The organism is Acinetobacter sp. WC-323 (assembly GCF_000314615.1).
GTDB classification, from domain to species: domain Bacteria; phylum Pseudomonadota; class Gammaproteobacteria; order Pseudomonadales; family Moraxellaceae; genus Acinetobacter; species Acinetobacter courvalinii.
The window spans coordinates 25,687-51,895 of sequence record NZ_AMZS01000020.1; the positions used below are offsets into that span (position 1 = coordinate 25,687).

Sequence of the window (26,209 nt, forward strand, 5' to 3'; positions counted from 1 at the left end):
GTTCCTAGTTCTTATTTTTCATTCAAGGCATGCACACATGCCACGAATTGATGTCCGCGATCATTATAGCTTTTAAACATATCAAAGCTGGCACAAGCCGGTGAAAGTAATACCACATCTTCTGCCTGAGTCGCTTTTTGTGCCATTGCCACTGCCTCTTTCAGACTGGCAGCATGTTGAATCACGGTTGTACCTTGAATTGCCTGTTCAATCACTGCTGCATCTTCACCAATCAGAATCGCAGTCTTGACGTATTTTTGAATGGCATCGCGTAACGGCTTGAAGTCCTGTCCTTTACCTTGACCACCCAAAATCAATGCCAGTTTGCCATTTTTTACTTCAATGGCCGCACCCAGACCATCAATCGCAGCAAGGGTCGCACCGACATTGGTGCCTTTCGAATCATTGTAATAACGTACGCCGTCAATGCTTTGCACGTACTCACAACGATGTTCCAGACCTTTAAAATGCTTTAAGCTTTCTAACATCGAAGCCATCGGTAAACCGATCGCCTCTCCCAGTGCCAAACAGGCCAACGCATTGGCAACGTTATGCATGCCTTGAATATACATTTCCGAGGTTTTCAGCAAACGCTCTCTGCCACGGGCCAGCCACATGCTGCCATCAGCATCACGTAACACCCCATATTGATTTAAATCAGGTGCATTCAGGCCAAAGCTCTGCATCGGCGTCACATCAGGCACCAAAGGACGACTCAGATTATCGTCACGGTTATACACCACTTTTTTCACACCTTGGAAAATGCGATGTTTGGCCTTGTGATAACCCAGCATATCGCCATGACGGTCGAGATGATCTTCGCTCATATTCAACACCACAGCCACTTCTGCATTCAGGTGTGATGTGGTTTCAAGCTGGAAGCTCGATAGCTCCAAAATGATTAATTCAGGTTGATCTTTAAGTAAATCCAATGCAGGGCGGCCCAGGTTTCCACCGACAGCAACTTTCTTGCCTGCATCTGCTGCCATCAATCCGATTAAGGTGGTGACAGTACTTTTCGCATTTGATCCTGTAATCGCAACAATCGGCACATCTGTAGCACGGCGTAATAACTGAATATCCCCTACCACTGCAATGCCTTTTTCCATTGCTTGCTGAATTTCTGGAAGTTGCGGTGCCAGCCCCGGACTCAGAATAATTTCTTCTGCTTGTAATAAAAGATCCGTATCCAGTTGACCAAAGCTGGTCCGCACACCTGCTGGAATCTGGTCATGTCCTGGCGGGGTTGCGCGTGAGTCTGTGACTGCAACCTGGTAGCCCTGTTCGTGTAAAAAATTAACCGCGGATACACCGGAAATTCCCAAGCCAGCTACAACTTTTAATCCACCGCGCTGTATTAACATTTTTGCCCCATTTTTCGCAGATCACAGAATGGCAAAAATGTTAGCACTTTACTGTTTTAAATGCTTTTTCAGTTTTGGTTTTATTCAATCTTTTTTGTGTCAGTGCGTAAAAGCTTAAGCAGGTATAAAAAGGCTAATCCCCAATAAAGCCAAGATCACGGCCCCTAGCCAATCTACAGATTTAAATGCATAAGCTTTGATTTTAAGGTTAATGAATTCTGGTCTTAGCCATAGGTAAATCAAGATTAAACATGAAATAAGCCAGAAGAGAGTTTCTTTATAAATATTCAGGCCTTTAAACAGAGCAGAAAGATAAAGCAAGGTCACCATCAGGATAAAGCCCAATAAAATCAATTTATGTTTAGGGCTCAATACTTGTTTTTTACTGATTTGAGTCTGATTCATTTTTTTCTTGTTTCCAAAAAAATGCCCATCTTAGGATGGGCATTTTGAGTTTTATCAACGCCATTTCACAGTTTGCACGGATTCTGTTTTTTTGCTTTCAGACTCATCAGTTGAACAGCCACAGCTTCCCCCACAACCTGCCACCATTTTAGGTTTTAACCATACGGCCAAACGCTGCCAGCCCATACGCTGACAGGTATTAGACAAGGCTAAGAATGCTGAACCTGCTGTTTGAGGAAATACCTTCTTAAAGACTACAACAGCACTCCACAGCACCAATACAGCAACAATCAAGTACTCAAACATAAGCGTCTCTCCAGTGGTTCCTCCCTTTTTCAAGGGAGGTTGAGTAGGATGTCTTAACCCCAGATGCGTGATGCAATCTGATAAGTGAAGAAAGACATTAAATAGGCCAGACCAAACAGGTAGGCCGTCATTATCGATACATGTTTCCATGAACCTGTTTCACGGCGTACCGTTGCCAAGGTCGCTAAACAATGCGGCGCATAAATGAACCACACCAATAACGACAAGCCTGTGGCCAATGACCAGCCCGTACCGTCCGCACTAATCAGATGCGACAGACCCTGCGCAATAGCTTCATCATCCGCGCCCGATAAGGCATATACCGTACCTAAAGCCGCAACCACGACTTCACGTGCTGCCATGGCCGGGATCAAGGCAATCACGATCTGCCAGTTAAAGCCAACAGGCGCAAAGATTGGCTGGAGCAAGTGCCCTAACATCCCTGCAAAACTATAATCAATGTCGGGTAAAGTCGCCCCTTCTGGCGCTTGCGGGAAAGTACATAAGAACCAAAGTAAAATCGACAGGGCAAAGATAATGCCGCCGACACGTTTTAAGAAGATCTTACCGCGATCCAGCAAGCCAATCCCGACACTGCGCATATCCGGAATACGGTAGCTTGGCAGTTCCAGTAAAAGTGCATGTTGTGATTTATCTTTCTGCAAAAATTTCATCACGATTGCCACACAGAGTGCACTGACAATACCCGACATGTACAGGCCAAATAACACCAGACCTTGTAGGTTGAAAATACCCCATACCGTTTGACTTGGAATAAAGGCAGCGATCAATAAGGCATAGACCGGCAAACGTGCCGAACAGGTCATCAATGGTGCAACCATAATCGTGGTAAAGCGATCACGCGGGTCACTGATACTCCGGGTGGCCATGATGCCAGGCACCGCACAGGCAAAGCTTGAAAGTAATGGAATGAAGGCACGACCACTTAGGCCTGCTTTAAACATCAATTTATCCAGCAAGAATGCGGCACGCGGTAAATAGCCCGATTCTTCTAAAACCAAAATAAAGAAGAATAAAATCAGGATTTGTGGCAAGAACACCACCACACTACCCGCACCCGCAATAATCCCGTCAACCACCAAACTATGTAGCAAAGGCTGGGAGATATGCTCGCCTAATGCTTCACCGAACCAGGCAAAGAATTCTTCAATGCCATCCATAAACGGCGCCGCCCAGGCAAACACGGCCTGAAAGACAATAAACATCATGATTGCAAGGCTAACTAAGCCGAGAACCGGATGTAAGAAAATTTTGTCGAGGAAATCGGTACGCTTGTCTTCTTGGTCAACAAAGTTCACCACATCCTTGAAAATCATATCGATTTTCTGATGGTGAGTTCCAGTCAAGCCACTTAATTCGGTCTGTGGAACAGAATATTTTTGCTGATCTAAGGCATGTAACAGGTTTTCGATACCAGCGTTACGCACCGCCACGGTTTCAACAACTGGTACACCTAAACGCTGTGAAAGTTTCTGGGTGTTGATCTGGATACCACGACGGCGTGCTTCATCCATCATGTTCAATACAACCAAAATCGGACGGCCCAACTCAATCACTTCCAGCACGAGACCCAGATGCAGCTTCAAGTTTGTGGCATCCACCACGCACAGGAAGGCATCTTGCTGGCCTTCTTCAGCGATTTTGCCCTGACAGACGTCACGGGTAATTTCCTCATCTGGACTAGTGGCTTGTAAACTATAAGTCCCAGGCAAATCCAGCACACGTACGGACTTTCCAGAAGGAAGCTGAAAATGTCCAACTTTACGTTCAACCGTCACGCCCGCATAGTTGGCAACTTTTTGGCGCGTTCCAGTTAAATGGTTAAATAAAGATGTCTTACCGCAGTTTGGATTTCCCACAAGGGCAACACGTAACGCATCACTCATGCAGGTGCTCCTTCAAGTTGAATTTCAATTTTGTCAGCTTCCGCCTTCCGTAACGCAAAACGCGTAAAACCGAGCTGGATTAGAATCGGATCACCACCAAAAATACCTTTGGTAATCACTTGCACTTGTGTACCAGGCACAAAGCCTAAACTTTCTAAACGAACCGCAACTAAATCTGGCTGTTGTGTCTCATCGACCAAGCGATCCACTTTCGTGATCACCGCTATCTGCTTGACTTTTAATGCTGACAATCGCACCGCTCTAACCCTTTACGCTCTTTATTATAGTATACAAGCAAATGAGAATAATTACCAAAAACAATCTCAATGGCATTTACCCTTTTGACAGTTCGACAACAATTCATTTTTCTTTTACAGTGCAGACAAGAAGGTTCAGTCAGTCCATTATGTTAAATAAAAAACCACGTATTCCAGCCGCCGTTAATATTCCGGAACATCTGGGATTTTTACAGGGTTTTCGTGATTATTTAGTCGCTCAAACAGTGAGCCCGCATACCCGTAATGCCTATTTATCGGACCTGATCCAATGTAGTGAATTGCATCGAACTGCCACCCTACCCGAATGGTCTAGTGACGATATTGCAGATGTGCTGATTGCGCTGACCAAGGCTGGAAAAAGTCCCCGTTCAATTGCCCGCTGCCTTTCTGCCTTAAGACAATTTTATAAATTTTTACGCGAACAAAAACTCAGGGACGACAATCCCGTTGCGACACATCATTCTCCTAAAATTGGCCGGGCTTTGCCCAAAGATTTGTCTGAACAAGATGTTGAAGCATTGATCAATGCACCTGATACCAGCACTGCACTAGGCCTACGCGACCGTGCCATGTTCGAAGTACTGTATGCCTGTGGATTGCGTGTATCAGAATTACTCAACCTGAAACTTGAACTGATCAATTTAAAACAGGGCTACTTACGGATTACCGGTAAAGGCAATAAAGAACGTCTGGTGCCCTTGGGGCAATTCGCCTGTGACTGGATTGAAAAATATTTGCTGGAATCACGCCCGCAACTGTATAAAAGCAGCACTGATTATTTATTTCTGACCCAGCACGGCGGCATCATGAGTCGTCAGAATTTCTGGTATGCGATTAAACGTTATGCCTTGCAGGCCAATATTCAGGCCGAGTTATCACCGCATACCTTACGCCATGCCTTCGCTACCCATTTACTCAATCATGGCGCAGACCTGCGCGTGGTACAGATGTTATTGGGCCATAGCGATCTTTCTACCACGCAAATTTATACCCATGTCGCCCAACACCGTATACAGGAGCTGCATGGCAAATACCACCCACGCGGTTAAAACCACCGTCTGTCCCGAATAGGTCTCAAACTTGGTTTCGTTCACACAGCATCAGCAAGATTTAACGAAGTGATTGTTTTTTTTTGGTATGCTAAAGCCCTTAAAACGTACAAAAAGGTTCTATATGTTGTTTACTCGGTCTCAGCTTGTAATTGCTTGTACATTAGCATCAACATTATTCGTCAGTGCTTGCTCAAAAGAAAATTCAGCACAAAAACAAGATGCACTCACGGCAAGTGCACCTGCGACAGGTGAAGCTTCAACCTTAAATGAACGTAATGCACAGCAGCGTTTAGTCTCTACATTAGAAAAACATTTCAAGACAGCCAACATCAATGCCAAAATTCTTGCTGTCAAGAAAACTGAAGTACCCAACCTGTACTGGGTGAGTCTAGAAGGAATGGGTTCGGTCTATGCCACCGCTGATGGCCAATACATTATTCAGGGTGATGTGGTGCGTTTAGGCGACAAGCAACTGCACAATGTCAGTGATGCATTACAAGCCACCGAAAATAAAAAGCATTTGGCTTCCCTCAAGACTGAAGACTTGATCGTTTATCCGGCACAAGGCGGTAAAGCCAAACACGTGATTTATGTGTTCACCGATTCAAGCTGTCCGTATTGCCATAAATTGCATGAACACCTGGCTGAAATTAATGCCAAAGGTATTGAAGTGCGTTATATCGCATGGCCACGTGGCGAACAATTCATGCCAACCATGCAGGCCATCTGGTGCAGTAAAGATCGTAAAGCTGCATTTGAGCAAGCAACTCAAGGTCAGCCTGTGACTGCTGCAGAATGTAAGAACCCGGTTCGTGATCAATACCAACTGGGTCTGAACATGGGCGTAAATGGCACGCCAGCGATTTATAACGTTGAAGGAGAATATTTAGGTGGTTACATGACCCCTGAAGAAATTGTTCAACGCTTAAACAAATAAGGTAAATATTGCTTTCAAAATAACAAAGACCCGGGCGACAGATGAAAGATGATCTTAGCCCTAGTGTCTCCGCATTTTTTTAGCTATGATCAAGCTTCATTAAAATGATTGAATATAATGGAGTGTGACGTGAAACCAGTTCGTCTGGCGATACTCGGTCTTGGTACTGTAGGTGGTGGAGCCCTTAAATTACTACAAGAAAATGCTGCGGAAATTAAACGCCGTACCGGTCGAGAAATTCAAATTACACACGTAGGCACACGCCGTCCACGTCCAGATTTACAACTCGAAGGAATTAAACAAAGCGATGACTTGATGGAGATCGTACGTCAACCTGATGTTGATGTGGTGGTCGAAGTCATGGGTGGCATTCATCCTGCGTATGAAGTCATTATGGAAGCCATTAAACATGGCAAACAGGTGGTGACAGCCAATAAAGCATTACTGGCTGAGCATGGTAATGAGCTATTTAAGGCAGCAGAAGACAATGCAGTGCAAATTGCTTATGAAGCAGCAGTTGCAGGCGGGATTCCAATCATTAAAGTCATCCGTGAAGGTCTTGCAGCCAACCATATCGAATGGCTTGCCGGGATCATCAATGGTACAGGCAACTTCATTCTGACTGAAATGCGTGAAAAAGGTCGTGCTTTTGAAGATGTGTTAAAAGAAGCGCAAGAACTCGGTTATGCCGAAGCTGATCCAACCTTTGATGTTGAAGGCATTGATGCTGCACACAAACTCACCATTTTAGCTTCATGTGCATTTGGTATCCCGTTACAGTTCAACAAGGTCTATACCGAAGGTATCAGCAAAATCACCGCTCAAGATGTGAAATATGCAGAAGAACTTGGTTTCCGTATCAAGCATTTGGGTATTGCTCGCCGTGCTGACAAAGGCATTGAGTTACGTGTACATCCAACCCTGATTCCAGCGGAAGAACTGATTGCCAATGTCAATGGCGTGAAAAATGCTGTACTGGTTCAGGCCAATGCCGTTGGTCCAACGCTATACTACGGCGCTGGCGCAGGTGCAGGTCCAACCGCTTCTGCTGTAGTTGCTGACGTGATTGATATCGTGCGTGATATTTCGTATACCGAAGATGGCGCTGGAACAATTCCTCAGCTGGCCTTTGAAGCACTCACCAATGTGCCAATCCTCAGCCGTGAAGAAATGACCACAGGTTATTACATTCGCCTCAATGCTGAAGACCAAACCGGTGTATTGGCAGATGTGACGACCATTCTGAGCCGTGCCGGTATCAGTATTGATGCCATCATGCAGCAATCGCGCTTAAAAGACCTGATTCCAATCGTGATTTTAACCGATCCGATCGTTGAATCTAAAATGGACGAGGCGCTTGCCCAAATTCAAGCATTACCTGCAATTCGTGGCGAAATCGTGAGAATTCGTTTAGAATCGCTCGATAGTTAATCAGTTTAAATCCCCTCACCCTTCTTCATTCAAGAATGGAACTGCTCTCTTTTGAAAGGGAGCCTGTTGAACGGGATTTTTTCTCTACCTTATATTGGAACACCATCATGTCGAATGCCAATCGTTATACTGGTCTTGTAGATCGTTATCGTGACCGTTTACCTGTGTCTGCAACTACACGCGCAATTTCTTTAGGTGAAGGTAATACTCCACTGATTAAACTCGAGAACATTCCACGTATTATTGGCAAAAACGTCGAAATTTATGTGAAATACGAAGGTCTGAACCCAACTGGTTCATTTAAAGACCGTGGTATGACCATGGCGGTGACCAAAGCAGTTGAAGAAGGCTCTAAAGCGATTATCTGTGCCTCTACCGGTAATACTTCAGCAGCAGCGGCAGCCTATGCAGCGCGTGCAGGCATTAAAGCATTCGTGTTGATCCCGGAAGGCAAAATTGCCATGGGTAAAATGGCGCAGGCAATGATGTACGGCGCGATCACCATGCAAATCCGCGGTAACTTCGATGATGGTATGCGTTTGGTCAAAGAAGTGGCTGATCAGGCACCTGTAACGATTGTCAACTCGATCAACCCGTATCGTTTGCAAGGTCAAAAAACCATTGCTTATGAAATCGTCGAAGCTTTAGGTCGTGCACCTGATTATCACTGCTTGCCTGTCGGTAACGCGGGGAACATCACCGCACATTGGATGGGTTATACCGAAGCTGTTGCTAACCAACCTGCGGATCAGTTCGAGCAAGTGATTTATGATGCGGCGACAGATCAGTTCACAGGTCCTAAACCAGAAGGCCTACCAACCATGGTGGGTTACCAGGCTTCTGGCGCTGCGCCCTTCTTACGTGGTGCACCTGTTGAAAACCCTGAAACAGTTGCAACTGCGATTCGTATCGGTAATCCACAAAGCTGGAACCATGCCAAAGCAGTGGTACGTGACTCTAAAGGCTGGTTCGATGAACTTCAGGACAGTGAAATCCTGGAAGCACAACGTTTACTTTCAATGTACGAAGGCGTATTTGTAGAACCTGCGTCTGCCGCTTCAATTGGCGGTGCAATCCGTGACATCAAGGCAGGTAAAATTGCTGAAGGTTCTGTGATTGTATGTACCGTGACAGGTAATGGCTTAAAAGATCCAGATACGGCCATCAAGCAATGTGCTGATGCTGTGATGTTGTCTATTGATGCAACTATGGATCAGGTCAAAGACTCTATTCTTTCAAATATGTAAGCATCAAGTCTGAAATAAAAAAACCAGTTGCCTGCAACTGGTTTTTCTATGGGTTCACTTAAAATCAGTCATTTCTAGCCATAAAAAAACGCTTCCTGATGAAGCGTTTTTTACATTAACCGACATTAAACACGTTTTGGTAAACTGCTTAACCAGGTTAATAAATTGGTTGCATCGCTATTGCGTGCTTGTGAACTTGGTGCACCCAATAACACGACCACAGCGGGACGTGAGTTCACCGTCGTATGCATCACCACACAACGACCGGCTTCATTGATATAACCTGTTTTTGACAGGTTAATATTCCAGCCACCATTACGCACTAAAGCATTGGTATTGTTCGACTTGAGGACACGGTAGCCAAGGTTGAAGTCATAGGTTGGTGTGGTTGAGAATTGGCGGATAAGACCGTATTGCGAAGCGGTACTTACCAGAATGCCTAAGTCACGTGCAGAAGAGACATTATGCGGATCAAGCCCGGTTGACTCAGCATAACGTGTCGAAGTCATGCCCAATTGCCTCGCTTTGGCGTTCATCGCTGCAATAAATGCAGGACGACCACCTGGATAAGTACGTGCCAATGCCGCCGCCGCTGGATTTTCAGACTTCATCAAGGCAAACAACAATGCTTCAGCGCGGTTCATCTTATCGCCAGCACGTAAGGTTGAGCTTGAGTTTTTACCACCTGCACCCGCGAAATCAATCGACTCAAGGGTAATCTCTTCCGACATGTTTAAGCGCGCATCAGCAGTCACCACCGCAGTCATCAATTTGGTAATTGAAGCAATCGGAACCGACATGTTACTGTTTTTGCTGTACAGCACCTCACCTGTTTGTGCATCCATGACCAGCGCAGCACGTGCATTCACTGACGGCTGGCTGCTATAGCCAAACGTATCGCGAATCTGTGTCGATTGCTGCGGAGCACTTGAGGATGAAATTGAAGCTGAACCACCGTTACGTAATGTTGTGGTCACAGAGGTTGAACCTTGAGGACCAATCTCTAAGGGTTCATCATCTTCCATTAACTGGCTCGCATCACTTGCCGACCAGTTTAAGGTTGCTGAACCACTCGCACGCGAAGAAGCTGGATTGTTATTCACAACCAGTTCAGCAAAACTTGTTGAACTCCACGCCAACAAGATAGACATGCTTAGAACATGCATGATAGATTTTTTAGAATTTTTCACGACACAATACTCAACTCAGGACGCTGCACATTTGCGCTTACCACCATTATGCCTTACATTTGAACAAATCGGGTAAAGCTTTTGTAGACACAATTGTGTACAACTATTCTCTAAAAACGAAGAATAGGATTGCTAATTTTGTCGTTTCATTGCAAGCTAATTTTGCTTTATGTAACAAAAAACCAGTGTTTTTGAAAAAAGGAGGTCTTCTTGATCACTGTTCTCGTTGTTGATGATCATGAACTCGTGCGCACCGGGATTTGCCGTATGCTCGAAGACCACCCCGATGTCGAGGTGATCGGACAAGCTGAATCTGGAGAAGAAGCGATTGCGCTGGTTCGCCAGAAACATCCCCAAGTGGTATTGCTAGACGTGAATATGCCTGGCATTGGTGGAGTTGAGACAACGCGACGTTTATTGCAGAGTGCACCTGAAACCAAGGTCATTGCTGTCAGCGGTCTGGCGGAAGAGCCCTACCCATCCCTTTTACTCAAAGCAGGTGCCAAAGGCTATATCACCAAAGGTGCGCCAATCTCTGAAATGGTCCGTGCGATCAATAAAGTCATGCAAGGCGGCAAGTATTTCAGTGCAGATATTGCCGAGCAACTGGCGAGTTCTTACCTTTCTGACACCCAGCAGTCTCCTTTTGATGCTTTATCAGAACGTGAAATGCAGGTCGCGATGATGGTGGTGAACTGTATCAGTGCCCAAGAAATTGCAGATAAATTATTTGTCAGCGTGAAGACGGTAAATACTTATCGCTACCGTATTTTTGAAAAACTGGCGATTGACAGTGATGTCAAACTGACGCATCTTGCGATACGCTATGGACTGATTAAACCTTAAAATACTTACAATAATAGTCAACGCCTATGTTAGGGAAAATTGCATCATCGGTCTCTCAGACCGTCTATCGACTGGGCGTTTGGTATAGCGGCTATCGGCTGATTATTGCCGTTAGCCTGCTGCTGATTTATTTACTCACTGCCGAGCAACTCAGTAGTAATTATATTTATCCAAGCTTATATTTTTATACCCTGATCGCGTATATCACGCTGAATATTATTCAGCTTTTTGTCTTGCATCTGGTCCCTGTGCAGGTGTCCAGACAGTAGATTGTGATTTTTCTGATTGACGTGATCTGCTTGAGTTTAATCACATTTTCAGCCGGCGGGCCGAATCTGCAACTGAGCTTGCTCTATGTCATCATTATTTTCTCCTCGGCCATTTTATTAAACTCACAGTTATCACTGATCATCACCCTGTTTGCCGTGATCATGGTGGTATACCAACGCTTTTTAGGTGATTTTTTTGATGCAATCAACTTAACTCATCTCGGCAATAGTATTTTTCTGGCCTTTCTATTTTTTGTGGTGCATGCCATTGGCCGCATCGCGGTTCAACGTTTTAAGATTTTAGAAACCCTCACCTTTCATCAATCCATTGAAATCCACCAGCTGCAAAATATTAACCGTTATATTCTCGAGCAGATTGAAGATGGTTATCTGGTCCTGGATGAAAGCAATCATATTGTCCTGACCAATCCGGCAGCCAACACCTTACTGGGAATTTATTTACCTGTTTCTCTCGAAAAAACGCCATTAATCAAATTGCAGCCTGATCTATTTGAACTGATTAAATTTAGTGATTTAAAAGACGGTGAAGAGTTTAGCTTTGAATCGCAACAAAGCCCGTATACGGTTCATGTTCGGGTTAAACATTTGATTGTGCCCGAGCAGGCACTCGTTTTACTGATCTTAAAAGATGCCCAGAAACTGACTCAGCAGGTGCAACAACTCAAGCTGGCGGCATTGGGGCAACTGTCTGCCAGTATTGCCCATGAAATTCGCAATCCATTGGCCGCTATTGTTCAGGCTAATGAGTTACTCAAAGACAGCGATGCACATCAGCAAGAAATGCTGTCACGCATGATTAGCAAGCAAGCCAAACGTATTGATAGCATCGTCCAAGATACTTTGGCGATGGCTCGCAACCGGCCAACCGAAGCACAACCCATTCAGCTCACCCCATTCTTTGACAGTTTATTGAATGAAGATCTGGCGGATGCCAAACAGATGATCCGGTTAAAACAACCCGAACAGACGACGATCGTATTTGATGAAAAACAATTACGTCAGGTGCTGATTAATCTGATTCGGAATGCCTTACGCCATAACGCCACCGATGCCCCCTTTATCGAAGTGGATGTTCATGAAAAAGAAGGTCGAATCTGTATTGATGTCATCGATTTTGGGATGGGTGTCTCAAAACGGGATATTTCTCAGTTATTCAAACCATTTTTTAGTACCGAAATTAAAGGAACTGGTTTAGGATTGTACTTGTCTCATACATTTTGTGAGGCGAATCATGCAAAGCTCACCTATATAGAGCGACAACAAGGAGCATGTTTCAGGATGGAATGCTCAAAATTCATAGATTAGATTAGGTTTTTCGGGGAAATGGCAACAAAACAACCACTCGTCTTGCTCGTAGACGATGAAGAGGATTTATGTCTTTTAATGCAGATGACGCTTGCGCGGATGGGCATCAAAACACATATCGCTTATCGGGTCGAACAGGCAAAAAAATTCTTCACTGAATTCCAGTACGATGCATGCTTAACAGATTTAAATCTTCCGGACGGGAATGGTTTAGACCTGGTGAAACATGTCACTCAAAACTGCCCTAACACGCCGATTGCAGTGCTTACTGCCTATGGCAACATGGACATCGCCATCGCAGCACTTAAAGCAGGTGCCTTTGACTTTGTCAGCAAACCGGTTAATCAGATGCATCTGGATCAATTAATCCAGAAAGCTTTGAACCGGCCTCAGCCTGAACAGGAAGCTGCTGAAACCGCTTTAGAAAACAAGCTTCTGATTGGTCGTTCAGCACCGATCCAGCAACTTCGCATTGCTTTAAAGAAAATTGCACGTTCTCAAGCACCTGTATTTATCACAGGTGAATCAGGTACAGGCAAAGAAGTGGTAGCCAATCTGGTACACCGTTTAAGTAACCGCAGCGAAGGGCCGTTTATTGCCATTAACTGTGGTGCCATTCCAACCGAATTGATGGAAAGCGAGTTATTTGGACACAAGAAAGGCAGCTTCACTGGCGCAACACAGGACAAGCAAGGCTTAATTCTGTCTGCGCACGGCGGTAGTTTATTTCTAGATGAAATTGCTGAATTGCCTTTAAATATGCAAGTCAAATTATTGCGTGCGGTACAGGAAAAGAAAATTCGTCCGGTCGGTTCAGATCAGGAGATTGATGTCGATTTCCGTGTGATTAGTGCCAGCCATCAGGATCTGGAAATGCTGGTCCAGCAAGGCCGCTTCCGTCAGGACCTGTTCTTCCGTATTCACGTCATGGATCTGGTGTTGCCGCCATTACGTGAGCGTGGTCAGGATATTCTGTTACTGGCCAATCACTTTATTCAAAAGATCAGTCAGGAATGGGAAGTGTCGGTGAAGACACTGTCCTCTCGTGCAGAGCAGTTCTTGTTACAGCAATATTTCCCGGGCAATGTGCGCGAACTGCGTAATATCACTGAACGCGCCATTACACTGAGTGATGATGAAACCATTGATCTGGCTCACTTGCAAACTGCGCCATTACGTAGCTCAATTGCAAATCCGGCGCCTGCATTTGCCAATGCACCGGCAGAAGAAATTGAAACGCCTCAACATTCTGCCAGTCCAACAATGAGTTCGAAAAAACTGCCACCAGAAGGTTTAGAGCGCTATTTAGAGAATATCGAAAAAGAGATTCTGCTAAATGCCTTGAATATTACCCACTGGAACCGGACTTTAGCGGCGAAAAAGTTGGGAATGACCTTCCGCTCTTTACGCTATCGACTGAAAAAATTCGGTCTAGATACCGAAGATGATGAATAAGCGTTAATCATAAAGCCCCTTAACAAAGGGGCTTTATTTTTTAGTATCGGCTTTTTAACACCAGATCAGTGACATGTTCCAGGTAGGTATCTTCTTTCATTTCAGGTGGTAAAGGCGAAATCTGGTTCGGCTGAATGCCTTGCCCTTCAATCATGTTGCCATTGGGGGTGTAGTAATGTGAGACCGTCATTTGCAAGGCAGCGCCACTCGGTAAAGGGAACAGCTTCTGCACCACGCCTTTACCATAACTATTTTCCCCCACGACCCAGGCACGCTTATGTTCTTTCAGCGCCGCGGTAAACACTTCGGCTGCCGAGGCGGAGCGTTTATTAATTAAAATACCGAGTTTCAGATTCTGAAATTCAAAGGAAGGCAGGGCCTGAAATTGTTGGTCGCCTTCAGAACGGCTTTTCGTGGTCACAATCAATCCCTGATTCAGGAACAAATCCGCTGACTCAACCGCAGCAGACAATAGGCCCCCCGGATTATTACGTAAATCCAGAACCACGGCCTTGAGTTTGCTAGAGCTATATTCTTCGATTAAACGTTTAATTTCATTGGCAGTGTCTTGCTGAAACACTCTAATTTTAAGTACAAGTACCTGATTATGCATCAATACAGGTTCAATATCGGTTTCTACTTTCTTGTTTCGGACCAGAATGGTGGTGCTGTTATTATTTTCAGGCTGGATCTGCACAGTACTGCCAATTGAGCCATACAACAGGCCTTGTACCTGATCCTGATTAAGATTTTTTAATTCCTGATTGTCCACTTTAATAATGGCTTGGCCGTTGCGTAAACCCAGCTTGCTCGAGTCAGAGCCTGCTTTTAAATCCTGAATCTGCCAGGATTTAGCATGTGCATCATAATTTAAATTAAAATCGACCGAGGCCAGATCGCCTTCGGTATATTGAATCAGTTGACGGTATTCTTCTGCCGAGAGATAACGGGAATAACGGTCCAGACCACTGACCAATCCTTTAATCGATTGCTGAAATAACGCATCGTCCGACTTCTTATCGACATAGTTATCTTTCACAATCCCGTAAATCTGGACAAATTGCTGAATTGATTCAATCGGGACTTCCGCCGTACGCGGCGCGTCTTCGGTCCATCCTGATGCATGGGTAACGGGTGCGGCATCAATACTATGCCCCCAACACATCAACAAACTTGCACATAAGGCTCGGTAAATGTTGTTGTGCTGGGTCATTGCTTCACCTTATTTTAAAGTAATTAAGTTCTTACCCTGCATTTCTGGCGGTACAGGAATGTGCATTAAATGCAGGAGTGTTGGCGCCACATCAGCCAATACCCCGCCTTCTGCAATAATTGCTTGCGTCGGGCCAACATAAATAAATGGCACCAGTTCAGTGGTATGTTGGGTATGCACCTGACCACTGTCATAGTCTTGCATTTGCTCTACATTACCATGATCCGCAGTAATTAACATGTGTCCTTTGTTTGCCATGACCGCATCGTAAACACGACCCAAGCAGGTATCCACCGTTTCAACCGCTTTTACTGCTGCATCAAAAACGCCGGTATGCCCGACCATATCGCCATTGGCATAGTTCACCACCAACAGATCAAACTCACCTGAATTGATGGCATTGACCAACTCATCGGTCACTTCATAAGCGCTCATTTCAGGCTTTAAGTCATAAGTCGCAACATTCGGTGATGGAATCAGGATACGCTTCTCACCCGGATATTCATCTTCGCGACCACCGCTAAAGAAGAAGGTCACATGCGCATATTTTTCAGTCTCAGCAATACGCAATTGGGTTTTGCCCAAATCAGACAGGTATTCACCAATCGAGTTTTTCAGCCCTTCTGGCATATAGGCAACCGGTGCATCAATGCTGGCCTGATAACGGGTCAACATCACGAATTTAGATAAATTCGGCAGCACTTTACGTTCAAAACCGACAAAATCTTTTTCCACAAACGCACGGGTAATTTCACGCGCACGATCGGCACGGAAGTTCATGAATACAATGCTGTCGCCATCTTGTACTTTGGTGACATCACCGATGCGCGTGGCTTTAACAAACTCATCATTTTCATTGGCTGCATAGGCTTGTTCCAAACCTTCAACCGCAGAATTAACTACACGTACAGCTTCACCTTCTGTAATTAGACGATATGCCTGTTCCACACGATCCCAACGATTGTCACGATCCATCGCGAAATAACGGCCAATCATCGACACAATACGACCCTGATTTGGATATTGTGCGAACAAGGCATCCAGTTTTTCTAATGAAGGTTGCGCACTACGTGGAGGTGTATCACGGCCGTCCAGAAAAGCGTGTAAATACACTTTTGCACCGCGTTTTAACGCCAGTTCGCACATGGCGACAATATGATCTTGATGCGAGTGCACACCGCCTTCCGACAACAGCCCCATCACGTGTACGGCACCATTGGCTGCTTTAGCCTTTTCAACCGCATCCACCAGAACTTCATGCTCGAAAAAAGCACCGGTACGAATGTCTTTAGTAATACGGGTGAAATCCTGATACAACACACGACCTGCACCCAGATTCATATGCCCGACTTCAGAGTTACCCATTTGACCATCAGGCAGACCGACATCTTCACCGGAGCCAGAAATTAAACTATTCGGATGCTTGGCTTTCATTGCCGTGAGGTTGGGTGTTTTTGCTGCCAGAAAGGCATTGTCATCAACTGCTTCACGATGTCCTACGCCATCCATGATTACGAGAACGTGAGGAATTTTGCCAGCATTTGCATCCGTCATAATGGACTCTCTATTTGTCGATCATTTGTTCGGTCTATTTTACCGAAGTTTAAGGTATTTCTCTATGACCTCACCCATGGCTTTCATCAATAGCGATGATAGCGCCCATGAATCAAAGTCCTTTATCTTGCTCGATAAAGTAAGTAACTGCCTACCATAAAGATGAGCACCACTGGCATCAGTACAAACCATGCTGGAGAAGGGGCATAAACCAGACTCGCATAGCCGAGGAAATCTTGTAAGTAGAAAAAGCCAAGTCCCGTGAATAAGGCAATCACCAGACGGAAGCCCATCGACTGTTGGCGTAATGGTCCGAAAATGAATGAACAGGCGATTAACACCAGCGTAATCAAGGCAAACGGCGAGGTCACTTTTTGCCAGAACGCCAGTTCATAAGTTTTCGGTACCTGACTATATTCATCCATATAGCGCATAAAACTAATCAGCTGGCTTGGAGACAAATCTTCCGGGTCAAGGGTGACCATATGCACATATTTAGGCTGCAAGGCCAAACCCAGCGATTGCTGTGCATGATCGGTTTTAATGGCATTCCCTTGAGCCAGCAAATCCACCTGATGTGACTGTTCTAGCGTCCATTCGCCATCTTTAACAAACTGGCCCTTTTCTGCATTCACAAAAGACTGCAAACGGTAGTCCTGATCAAAATCGATCGACTGGATATTGCGTAACTGGCCTTTGGAGTTGGCATAGTCAATATAAATAAAACGCTGCCCTTCACGGGTCCAGTAGCCTTTGACTTCACCCAACGCCGCCACGCTACGTTGCTTCTTGATACTTTGTGCCTGTTCATTGGTATAAGGAATCACCCATTCGCTCAGCACAAAGGACAATACAATCAATAACAGTGCCGAACGCATTACCCAGCCAACGATTCGCCATAAGCTAATCCCGACCGAGCGCATCACGATCAGTTCACTGTTGGAAGCCAATGCACCCAGTCCCAGCACCGAGCCAATCAAGGCGGCAACAGGAAGGATTTCATAGAGATAATGCGGCGCTCCCCACATCACGTACAGGAAAGCCTGCCAGGCATTATAGTCGGGTTTGAGCGAGCCTAATTCACCTAAGTAGGTAAACAGAACCTGTAAGAAAGATAACACCAGCGTCGTGCCCAGCATGGCCAGGATCGTGGTTTTTGTCACATGTTTGGCGACTATTCGACGTGCTAACATCACAACCCCACTCGCTGAATACTTCTCTTAAATTTTGGTGCTAATTTTTGTTTACGCGCAAAAACTGCTGCGGCAATGGCATAAACAAGAAGAACCACAGGATAAGCCCAGATATCAAGTTCTTCCTTACTGATTCGGGTCTTAATCGCAATCAATAATACGATCAGGCTGGCAAAGATAAAGATCGCGGGAATCAAACGATAGTAACGACCTTGACGCGGACTCACCTCAGACAATGCGACCGCCAGCATTAAAGCCACGATAATCACAAAGGGACCAAACACACGCCAGCCCAGTTCACTACGCACGACAGGATCATCACGTTTTTCCCATAACTTGGACATGGATAATGCTTCAACATCCCCACTCTCAAATTTTACGTCTTTGTCATTTTCTAAACGTAAACGATAAGACTGAAATTCTGCCTGCGTGTAACGTGGCTGATTCGGATAAATCTCGTAACGACGGCCCTGAACCAGATCGACCACATTGGCGGTATCATTGGCCACTTCAACCCGTGTTGCTTCTTTGGCCAGAATCATGACATCAGGTTTATCTGCCTGATTGCCTTTCTGGTAGAAGAAAATATCTTTTAAGTTCTTGCGGTCTTCTGAAAGTGATCCCGCATAAATGGTATACGGCCCTGAAGAAATAAACTCTTTCGGACGGACCAGATCAAATCCGGTCCGTACCGCCTGGGTACTGGTCAGTTTTTCAAACTCACGTAAGCCCCACGGCCCCATCCAGACCATTAAGCAGGTCTGTACCACCAGATATACCACGGTCATCGGCAACAGTAATCGGGCCAACTGATTCCGACTGACGCCACTGCCATTTAAAACCGCCATTTCATGGTCGACATACAGACGCCCGAACACCAGCATCAAGGCAATAAAGAACCCCAGTGGTAAGATCAGTGTTAAAAATTCAGGTAAACGATAGCCGATAATGCTAAATAAGATCCCTGCATCCAAACGACCTTGAGCTGCGACGCCAAAATACTTGATCAAACGACCACCCATCATGATCATGGTCAATAGACCAATAACGACGAGAGATGTCGAAACCACCTGTTTGACGAGATAACGCCGAATAATCAAAGTAATACTTCCAAAAGACCAATCGAAGGTAACGCTAGTTTACCCGAATGTTAAAAATATAAAACCTATCGCTTGTTGCGGATTGCAACCTCATATCTGAAAGTGTTTAATGGACTTATCTTTCTTTTTTACTCATTAGGTTCTATATAAACAATGAAATTTACACTTCAAAACGCATTCCCAACTCAGGCGTCTAGCGAATCTTTGTGGATTTTGGTTGATTCAGAACAATTACAACAGAACTTAAATACTTATCAAATCAACCATCTAGATGACATCCTTAACGCAAGCCAATACAAGGCCGGTTTTAACGACAACTTGCCGCTGCTTGCCAATATCTCTGTACAAGCCAATGCGCAATTATTAGGGCTAGGCAAAAGTGACGAGCTTAAAGCGACAAAATTAGCAAAACTTGCACAAAGCATTATCAAATCATCACAAAATAAATTTAAACAAATTAGTATCGATCTTTCAGCATTGCCTGCCGATCTACACTCTCTCTTTGTCTTGAGCCTTACACAAGCAGCTTATGGCTATGACGAGTTTAAGTCGAAAAAGAATGAGTTTGTATTAGATACCATTCACCTGATTGCCAGCCAGACCCCATTAGATGAAGCACAGTTAAAGCTGATTCATGCGGTTCAGTCGGGTCAAAACTTTGCCCGTGATCTGGGGAACCGTCCTGGAAATATCTGTTTCCCTGAGTATCTTGCAGATCAGGCACTTGCACTGGCCAAACAGTATCCAGATGTATTAAAAGTCACTGTACTGGATGAGCAGCAAATGGCGGATCTGGGCATGTATGCCTTCCTTGCCGTAAGCAAAGGTTCGGATCGTCCGGGTCGTATTGTCACCCTCGAATACAATGCCCAGATTGATCAAGCCCCTGTGGTACTGGTCGGTAAAGGTGTGACTTTTGATACAGGCGGTATTTCATTGAAACCAGGCTTAGGCATGGATGAAATGAAATTTGATATGTGCGGCGCAGCTTCGGTTCTTGGTACCATTCAGGCACTCTGTGAAGTCCAGTTGCCTATTCATGTGGTGGGTGCAATTGCCGCTGCAGAAAATATGCCATCTGCTCATGCCACCCGTCCTGGTGACATCGTCACCACCATGAGCGGTCAAACTGTAGAAATTCTGAATACCGATGCAGAAGGTCGTCTGGTCCTGTGTGATACCTTGACCTATATCAAACGCTTTAACCCTGCCCTGGTGATTGATATTGCCACCCTGACCGGCGCCTGTGTGGTTGCGCTGGGTAAAGTGGTCAGTGGTTTATTCACACCAGATGATGAGCTTGCACAAGACTTGCAACAGGCAGGCGAACAGTCACTTGACCGTGTCTGGCGTATGCCGGTCATGGAAGAGTATCAAGAATTACTCGACTCACCTTTTGCCGATATTGCCAATATTGGTGGGCCATACGGTGGCGCCATCACGGCAGCCTGCTTCCTTGAACGTTTTACCCGTGACTATCGCTGGGCGCATCTTGATGTGGCAGGTACGGCATGGTTATCTGGTACCGCTAAAGGTGCAACAGGCCGCCCGGTTCCATTATTGATGCAATTCCTGGCAAATCGTGTTCAAGCGAATGGCTAAAATCAGTTTTTATCTCTTTGAAAACAGTCAGGAACGGCAAGTCGAAAGTGCTTGCCGTTTGTGTCGCAAAATTCTGAATCAGCACCCCCACATCTGGTGGTACTGTGCTGATCCAGACTTGCAAAATGAACTGGATGAACTGCTCTGGAGCTTTGATCCACAAAGTTTCATTGCGCACGGGATTGACCAGCCACACAGCCCAGTGTGTATTTCAAAAGACTTACCCCCCTCCAATGATTGGATCGTGTTTAATTTTAACAATCATGCACTTGAACAAACTCAAGATTTTCGCCACATTATCGAAATTATTGAAAATAATGAAACTGCGAAACAGATTGGGCGGGAAAAATTTAAACGGTATCGACGGTTGGGCATAGAACCTCGTACATTTAAATTATAAATTGGCGATAAAAAACATCATTTTAGGAGTGTCTTGTGGCATTAAATGTAGGTCAGGATTTTAAAAAACGCTGGTTAAATGCACCTGAGGCGGTTCGTCAGACCTATCAGGAAGATTTAGCACGTATCTGTGATCTGTTATTACCACAAACTTCGATTCAAACCTGGACGCAGAACGAGGAAAGTGCCCAACAGCGGTCTCAACAACGCATTGATCAAGCCTATGCCGATTTAAAAGCTGAGTTACTGGAACAGGCACGTATTCTTAAACAGCTGGCATTAGAAAAAGCACTGGCAGAAAAACGTGCAGCTGAAGCCGCCTATGCAGCCCAGTTACAAGCGGATGAAGCACGTCAGTTTGAGCAGCAAACCGAGAATTTAGTTGCCTTACGTGGTCATATCGATCAAGAAATTGCGCAACAGACCGAGCGTTACCAAACCAATCCGGAACAGCCAAGCATTGATTATGCACGCGGTCAGCGCATCGCGATTGATGATCAGCAAATTCTGTCTGAGCTGGAAAGTGTCCGTGTCCGACTTGAACTTGAAGCCGAAGGCCTGATTGAGCAAGCAGTGACCGTATTCCGTGCCAAGCTGCATGCACTCGCACAAGATGAAATTGAATATATTTTGAAGAACAGTGAGTTCTCGGACGAGAAATAATAAAAAGCCCAGTTTAAACTGGGCTTTTTATACTTGATCTTTTATTTTAAAAAACCGTTTTCAGCTAAAAAAGCCATGCTGATATTCGATTCGGTTTTCTGCTCAGCCGCCTTATCACCCAGCAACAAACGTTCGATATAACGTGCCAGTACATCCACTTCCAGATTCACTTTGCTTCCCACCTGCCAAGTACCAATATTGGTACGTTCAGCGGTATGCGGAATCAAATTCAGGCTCAGAATATTGCCACGTAAGTGGTTAATGGTCAGGCTAATGCCGTCGACGGTGACCGAGCCTTTTTCAGCCAGATATTTTGCCAGCTCAACCGGAGCAGTCACTTCAAAATATAAAGAGCGTGCGTCTTCACGAACCAGCGTTATCTCACCCAGCCCATCAACGTGACCACTGACAATGTGTCCGCCAAAACGTGTGGTCGGCAACATTGCTTTTTCAACATTGACCACCTGACTGACTTTCCATTGTCCGAGTGTGGTACGGTTCAGACTTTCGCGGGAAACATCTGCCGCATACCAGTTCTCGCCCCACTCGATCACGGTCAGGCAAATCCCATTGGTGGCAATTGAGTCCCCAAGATGTACATCAGACATATCCAGATCCGTCTGAATTGTTAGACGAACATCACCACCTACACTTTGTAGGCTCTGAACTTTACCTAAACTTTCAATAATGCCTGTAAACATGGGAGTTTCAACCTATCTTTATTGCAGTGTATGCCACATTGAATCAGATACCTTAAAGCAAAGAACCTGAGATAACAAGGCGTCTCCCAAGCAAATGCCCGCAAATCAAAAAGGGCGATCATCTGAGCGCCCTTTTGGTATTATTTATTGAGTGATGCAATTATTGCATTTCAGAGACTTGCTGATCTGTTGGATCTTTTGCTACCACCTGATGCTTGACCAAAAAATGGCTAAAGAAGAATTTATAGCCCAGCACACCTAAACATGCCCCTACGATTGGTGCAATGATGGGTACGATGAAATAAGGGATATCACGACCGCCAGTAAAGGCAACAGGACCCCAGCCTGAGAAATAAGCCACGATTTTCGGGCCAAAATCACGTGCAGGATTCATGGCAAAGCCGGTTAATGGGCCAAAAGAAGCACCAATCACGGCCACCAGCAAACCGACCAGAATCGGCGCCAAAGCACCGCGCGGCAAACCGTTGCTATCATCGCCAATCGCCATAATCAGCCACAGCAATAACATGCTAATAAACATTTCCACCATGAAAGCCTGGCCCAGCGACAATAGGTGATGCGGATAAGTTGAGAAAATTCCAGCCAGCTCCAGACTTTCGACACTGCCCCGTACCATGTGATGGGTCTGTTCGTAATCTACAAACAGATTGCTATATAAACCATAGACCAGCAAAGCACCTGTTGCAGCACCCGCCACTTGAGCAATGATATAAAAAGGAACTTTACGTTTATCAAAGCCAGCAAATAACGCCAGGGCGATGGTCACGGCAGGATTGAGATGAGCCCCAGAAATACCTGCAGACAAATAGACAGCCAATGCAACGGCCAAGCCCCATACAATGCTGATTTCCCACAGACCTAAACTTGCGCCTGCAAGCTTAAGTGCAGCCACCACACCAATACCAAACGATAAAAAAATTGCGGTAGCAAAATATTCGGCTACACATTGCCCCAATAAGGTGGGTTCCGAGCGACTCATAACAACCTCTCTTGGTCATCGCTGCAAATAGGCAAGACCCTAAATTAAGCTCGGCAAACTATATTTATTTTTGAAACGGGTCAATATGGTTTGGTAATTTTTTAAACGATTGGTCAAAAGATTTTTCTTCAAAAAACACCTCTAAAACAAACTAACAAGCAGACGAAAACACAACTCAAATACATGTTTTTATTTAATTTTTATAATTATAATCATTTTTCTACAGTAGTGCTAGTCCAACAATCCAATCCAGTAAAAATGCGAGATATTTACTATAAAAACAGACACTTATCATATAAACCGATTTCATTTATCTAATTATCCGATTTAACAAAAAAACTGAATACAAAAACACCACTTTTAAAAGTGGTGTCCTGTATTTTACCAAAGTGCCAGTTGGGTACTGTTCCCGGTGGTATCGACTCCGCCCAGTTCAGCAAAGTGATATAACTGTCCTAACAACTGTCGCAACGGCGGTCCTGACTTGGCATGCGTATCGGTAATCACGATAAATTCCAGTACCCGTGCCCGTTCAGACTGACGCTGTTTACTCACGCGATAGCGTGGTACATCCTGGGTCAGCAAAGTCACCTTACCGCGCTTTAAATTGGCGGTTAGCAAGTCTTTTGGCTCGATATTGCCATCGGTCGAATAACTGGTCAAAATGTAACGTGCATTGATGGTTTCCAATAACTTTTCATAAGCCTCTTTGGCATATTTAGAAGAGTTATAAGGACTTGGGCGCTCTTTACGCCATGCCCGATCAATCCCGCTTTTAAAGCCTTTGGTATCCGGTGATGGTAAATCGACCTGATCCCATAAGGTCAAGGCATTGAGAACGTGATAGTTACTGCTATAGGCATGCTGGTTATAAGGCGGATCCAGATAAGCCACATCGACTTCGAAACCACTCATCTGGTTGGCGAGATGCTGGGCATCGACACACCACATTTCTGCCGCAGGACGTTTAGGATCACCGATCTCGCAGAAACGGCTGGGTGTCAGCCACAACAAGGATTCGATCCGTTCCAGCGCGGTTTGGGTACGTCCGCCCCAGCCCTGATGGAAACTTTTGAAAACGCCACTGGTATTACTGACAAAACTTGCCGAATACAGTAACGGCGCCAGTAAGGCACTCATTTCCACATCATTAATCGCACCCTGTGCCTGCCAGGTTGCAATCTGCTGACGAATCGCGTCAATACGCATGCCGTTACGACGTTTGAAGAACAGGCGATCACGTGCAGGATCATAGATATCGTCATTGCGCGGACATAGATTATGTGTGACCCAGCCTTTGACTTCAGGCAAGCGGTTCAGATAATCGATGGCCTTTTGATAGCCCCCTAATTCTTTAAAGGCGGGTGCATCAACACAGGCCAGAATCGCATGATTCAGCGCATGGCTATACGGCTCCCAGTCGTTGGCAATCACACGGTAGCCATTCTGGCGGGCCAAACGTGAAACCACCCCACTGCCTGCAAAAAAATCGGCAAAAATCGGTGGATTCTTTTTCTTGCTATTCAGTGTGCCGGTAATCTCAAGCGCTTCTAAAATCAGGTGTAGAAGTCGACGCTTATTCCCGAGATAAGGAACTAACTGATGAAAAAGATATTCGTCAGTCGTACGGGCCGCATGACGACGTTTGTGATAAACCGATGGTTCTGGATTCATATCAACTCTTGGATAGGGAGCAATCTCAGGCGAATGTCTTGCCCGAGTTGGGTTACATCGACCAACTCAAATCGTCGTTGTTCTGCCATTTTGCTCAATTCAGCATTGAACATCGCACGGGCAGATTGACCGAGTAAAGTGGGTGCAACATAACTAATCATTTCATCAACCAAACCTTGCTGTAAAAAGGCGGTGGATAAAGTTGCACCTGCCTCAACCAATACATCATAAATTTGGTATTGTTGAGATAAGGTCTGCAATAATTGATTTAAAGGTTGCGGTGGCAATTGTATCACGCCTAAATCGGCAAGTTCTTGACGAAATGGTGTCATCACCATCACGGTTTCAGGATTTTGCAATATCTTGGCGGACAAGGGTAGCTGACCTTGGCGATCTAGCACGATTCGTTTCGGCTGTACTACTGTCGAAACATCAACATCCGTCAAAGTACGGACATTTAACTCGCAATCATCTGCCAGCACGGTTTGGATGCCTGTGATCACCGCGCCTGAAATTGCACGCCAATGCTGGACATCCTGGCGCGCCGCAGAGCCAGTAATCCATTTCGATTCCCCTGAAGCCATGGCGGTACGCCCATCCAGACTTGAAGCCACTTTTAAACGGACATAAGGCATACCGGTCGACATGGCTTTTAAAAAGCCAAAGTTGAGGGTTTTTGCCTCATCGACACAAATCCCCGTTTCAACTTCAATGCTGGCATTCTGCAAGATCTGCACGCCCTTACCCGCCACCAGCGGATTGGGATCCGAACAGGCCACCACCACCTTCTTGACCTGCGCTTTCACCAATGCTTCGGCACAAGGGGGTGTTCGACCATAATGGGCACAGGGTTCCAATGTCACATAAGCCGTTGCGTCTTTGGCATGTTCACCCGCCTGACGCAGGGCAAATACTTCTGCATGGGGCTGGCCTGCTCTAGGATGATAGCCTTCGCCAATCAGCTGTCCATCTTTGACAATGACACAACCCACATTTGGATTGGGCTTGGTTGAATATTGTCCAAGTCGTGCCAGTGCAATGGCACGTTGCATCCAGTACTGCTGTTCGGATAAATGATCTTGGGTTAACTCAGACAT

General features: G+C 45.4%; 23 protein-coding genes and 1 pseudogene. 10 read left to right on the forward strand and 14 right to left on the reverse strand.

Features of this window, described 5'->3' with window-relative positions:
- Positions 1 to 11: 11 nt before the first annotated feature.
- From murD to ACINWC323_RS16350, 5 genes are all read right to left on the reverse strand, one after another.
- Positions 12 to 1,364, reverse strand: coding sequence for a UDP-N-acetylmuramoyl-L-alanine--D-glutamate ligase (gene murD / locus ACINWC323_RS16370; protein ID WP_005226347.1), 1,353 nt, complete (start codon positions 1,362 to 1,364; stop codon positions 12 to 14).
- Positions 1,365 to 1,478: 114 nt separating this feature from the next.
- Positions 1,479 to 1,769, reverse strand: a complete 291-nt coding sequence (locus ACINWC323_RS16365; protein WP_009508443.1) for a hypothetical protein — start codon at positions 1,767 to 1,769, stop codon at positions 1,479 to 1,481.
- 54 nt (positions 1,770 to 1,823) lie between these two features.
- On the reverse strand, positions 1,824 to 2,075 hold the full coding sequence (locus ACINWC323_RS16360; RefSeq protein ID WP_005226346.1) for a DUF6587 family protein: 252 nt from the start codon (positions 2,073 to 2,075) through the stop codon (positions 1,824 to 1,826).
- A 53-nt stretch (positions 2,076 to 2,128) separates the two neighbouring features.
- On the reverse strand, positions 2,129 to 3,982 hold the full coding sequence (feoB, locus tag ACINWC323_RS16355) for a ferrous iron transporter B (RefSeq protein ID WP_009508404.1): 1,854 nt from the start codon (positions 3,980 to 3,982) through the stop codon (positions 2,129 to 2,131).
- Complete coding sequence (locus tag ACINWC323_RS16350; RefSeq protein WP_005226344.1) at positions 3,979 to 4,239, reverse strand: FeoA family protein; 261 nt, start codon at positions 4,237 to 4,239, stop codon at positions 3,979 to 3,981. The genes feoB and ACINWC323_RS16350 overlap by 4 nt, the downstream gene beginning before the upstream one ends.
- A 149-nt stretch (positions 4,240 to 4,388) precedes the next feature.
- Here ACINWC323_RS16350 and xerD point away from each other — a divergent pair, with 149 nt between their 5' ends.
- From xerD to thrC, 4 genes are all read left to right on the forward strand, one after another.
- Positions 4,389 to 5,309 (forward strand): site-specific tyrosine recombinase XerD, encoded by a 921-nt coding sequence (gene xerD / locus ACINWC323_RS16345; RefSeq protein ID WP_009508429.1) that lies wholly within the window; start codon positions 4,389 to 4,391, stop codon positions 5,307 to 5,309.
- Between the two features lie 124 nt (positions 5,310 to 5,433).
- On the forward strand, positions 5,434 to 6,249 hold the full coding sequence (locus ACINWC323_RS16340; protein WP_005281034.1) for a DsbC family protein: 816 nt from the start codon (positions 5,434 to 5,436) through the stop codon (positions 6,247 to 6,249).
- A gap of 129 nt (positions 6,250 to 6,378) precedes the next feature.
- Positions 6,379 to 7,680 carry a homoserine dehydrogenase gene (locus ACINWC323_RS16335; protein WP_004773963.1) on the forward strand — a complete coding sequence of 434 codons (1,302 nt, stop codon included), beginning with the start codon at positions 6,379 to 6,381 and terminating at the stop codon, positions 7,678 to 7,680.
- A gap of 107 nt (positions 7,681 to 7,787) precedes the next feature.
- Complete coding sequence (gene thrC / locus ACINWC323_RS16330; RefSeq protein WP_004656353.1) at positions 7,788 to 8,927, forward strand: threonine synthase; 1,140 nt, start codon at positions 7,788 to 7,790, stop codon at positions 8,925 to 8,927.
- A gap of 125 nt (positions 8,928 to 9,052) precedes the next feature.
- Here the strand turns inward: thrC and pbpG are convergent, their stop codons facing one another.
- Positions 9,053 to 10,117, reverse strand: a complete 1,065-nt coding sequence (pbpG, locus tag ACINWC323_RS16325; protein WP_126687697.1) for a D-alanyl-D-alanine endopeptidase PBP7/8 — start codon at positions 10,115 to 10,117, stop codon at positions 9,053 to 9,055.
- Positions 10,118 to 10,327: 210 nt separating this feature from the next.
- On the opposite strand from pbpG, the gene gacA reads away from it, so the two are divergent.
- The 3 genes and pseudogenes from gacA (at position 10,328) to ACINWC323_RS16310 (ending at position 14,013) form a co-directional block, all read left to right on the forward strand.
- Positions 10,328 to 10,963, forward strand: coding sequence for a response regulator transcription factor GacA (gene gacA / locus ACINWC323_RS16320; protein WP_004773961.1), 636 nt, complete (start codon positions 10,328 to 10,330; stop codon positions 10,961 to 10,963).
- Positions 10,964 to 10,989: 26 nt separating this feature from the next.
- Positions 10,990 to 12,558, forward strand: a pseudogene (locus ACINWC323_RS16315) (sensor histidine kinase).
- An 18-nt stretch (positions 12,559 to 12,576) separates the two neighbouring features.
- A complete protein-coding gene (locus ACINWC323_RS16310) occupies positions 12,577 to 14,013 on the forward strand; it encodes a sigma-54-dependent transcriptional regulator (RefSeq protein ID WP_032881010.1) in 1,437 nt (478 codons plus the stop codon).
- A gap of 40 nt (positions 14,014 to 14,053) precedes the next feature.
- Here ACINWC323_RS16310 and ACINWC323_RS16305 read toward each other — a convergent pair whose 3' ends face one another.
- From ACINWC323_RS16305 to lptF, 4 genes are all read right to left on the reverse strand, one after another.
- Positions 14,054 to 15,226 (reverse strand): S41 family peptidase, encoded by a 1,173-nt coding sequence (locus tag ACINWC323_RS16305; protein WP_005281046.1) that lies wholly within the window; start codon positions 15,224 to 15,226, stop codon positions 14,054 to 14,056.
- 9 nt (positions 15,227 to 15,235) lie between these two features.
- On the reverse strand, positions 15,236 to 16,780 hold the full coding sequence (gene gpmI, locus ACINWC323_RS16300) for a 2,3-bisphosphoglycerate-independent phosphoglycerate mutase (protein WP_009508406.1): 1,545 nt from the start codon (positions 16,778 to 16,780) through the stop codon (positions 15,236 to 15,238).
- 122 nt (positions 16,781 to 16,902) lie between these two features.
- Complete coding sequence (gene lptG, locus ACINWC323_RS16295) at positions 16,903 to 17,973, reverse strand: LPS export ABC transporter permease LptG (RefSeq protein WP_005281054.1); 1,071 nt, start codon at positions 17,971 to 17,973, stop codon at positions 16,903 to 16,905.
- On the reverse strand, positions 17,973 to 19,073 hold the full coding sequence (gene lptF / locus ACINWC323_RS16290) for an LPS export ABC transporter permease LptF (RefSeq protein WP_005226334.1): 1,101 nt from the start codon (positions 19,071 to 19,073) through the stop codon (positions 17,973 to 17,975). The genes lptG and lptF overlap by 1 nt, the downstream gene beginning before the upstream one ends.
- A 153-nt stretch (positions 19,074 to 19,226) precedes the next feature.
- Between lptF and ACINWC323_RS16285 the strand changes: the two genes are divergently transcribed.
- From ACINWC323_RS16285 to blhA, 3 genes are read left to right on the forward strand one after another with little or no spacing between them, the layout of a single operon-like run.
- Complete coding sequence (locus ACINWC323_RS16285) at positions 19,227 to 20,675, forward strand: leucyl aminopeptidase (protein WP_009508437.1); 1,449 nt, start codon at positions 19,227 to 19,229, stop codon at positions 20,673 to 20,675.
- On the forward strand, positions 20,668 to 21,075 hold the full coding sequence (locus ACINWC323_RS16280) for a DNA polymerase III subunit chi (protein ID WP_009508390.1): 408 nt from the start codon (positions 20,668 to 20,670) through the stop codon (positions 21,073 to 21,075). Before ACINWC323_RS16285 ends, ACINWC323_RS16280 begins: the two co-directional genes overlap by 8 nt.
- A gap of 35 nt (positions 21,076 to 21,110) precedes the next feature.
- On the forward strand, positions 21,111 to 21,737 hold the full coding sequence (gene blhA / locus ACINWC323_RS16275; RefSeq protein ID WP_009508046.1) for a cell division protein BlhA: 627 nt from the start codon (positions 21,111 to 21,113) through the stop codon (positions 21,735 to 21,737).
- Positions 21,738 to 21,778: 41 nt separating this feature from the next.
- Here the strand turns inward: blhA and ACINWC323_RS16270 are convergent, their stop codons facing one another.
- The 4 genes from ACINWC323_RS16270 to ribD form a co-directional block, all read right to left on the reverse strand.
- On the reverse strand, positions 21,779 to 22,438 hold the full coding sequence (locus ACINWC323_RS16270) for a riboflavin synthase (RefSeq protein ID WP_009508412.1): 660 nt from the start codon (positions 22,436 to 22,438) through the stop codon (positions 21,779 to 21,781).
- A 160-nt stretch (positions 22,439 to 22,598) separates the two neighbouring features.
- Positions 22,599 to 23,438 (reverse strand): MIP/aquaporin family protein, encoded by an 840-nt coding sequence (locus ACINWC323_RS16265; RefSeq protein WP_009508086.1) that lies wholly within the window; start codon positions 23,436 to 23,438, stop codon positions 22,599 to 22,601.
- A 381-nt stretch (positions 23,439 to 23,819) separates the two neighbouring features.
- Positions 23,820 to 25,112: a DNA adenine methylase gene (locus ACINWC323_RS16260; RefSeq protein ID WP_009508380.1), complete on the reverse strand. Its 1,293-nt coding sequence runs from the start codon at positions 25,110 to 25,112 to the stop codon at positions 23,820 to 23,822.
- Positions 25,109 to 26,209, reverse strand: a complete 1,101-nt coding sequence (gene ribD, locus ACINWC323_RS16255; protein WP_009508077.1) for a bifunctional diaminohydroxyphosphoribosylaminopyrimidine deaminase/5-amino-6-(5-phosphoribosylamino)uracil reductase RibD — start codon at positions 26,207 to 26,209, stop codon at positions 25,109 to 25,111. The genes ACINWC323_RS16260 and ribD overlap by 4 nt, the downstream gene beginning before the upstream one ends.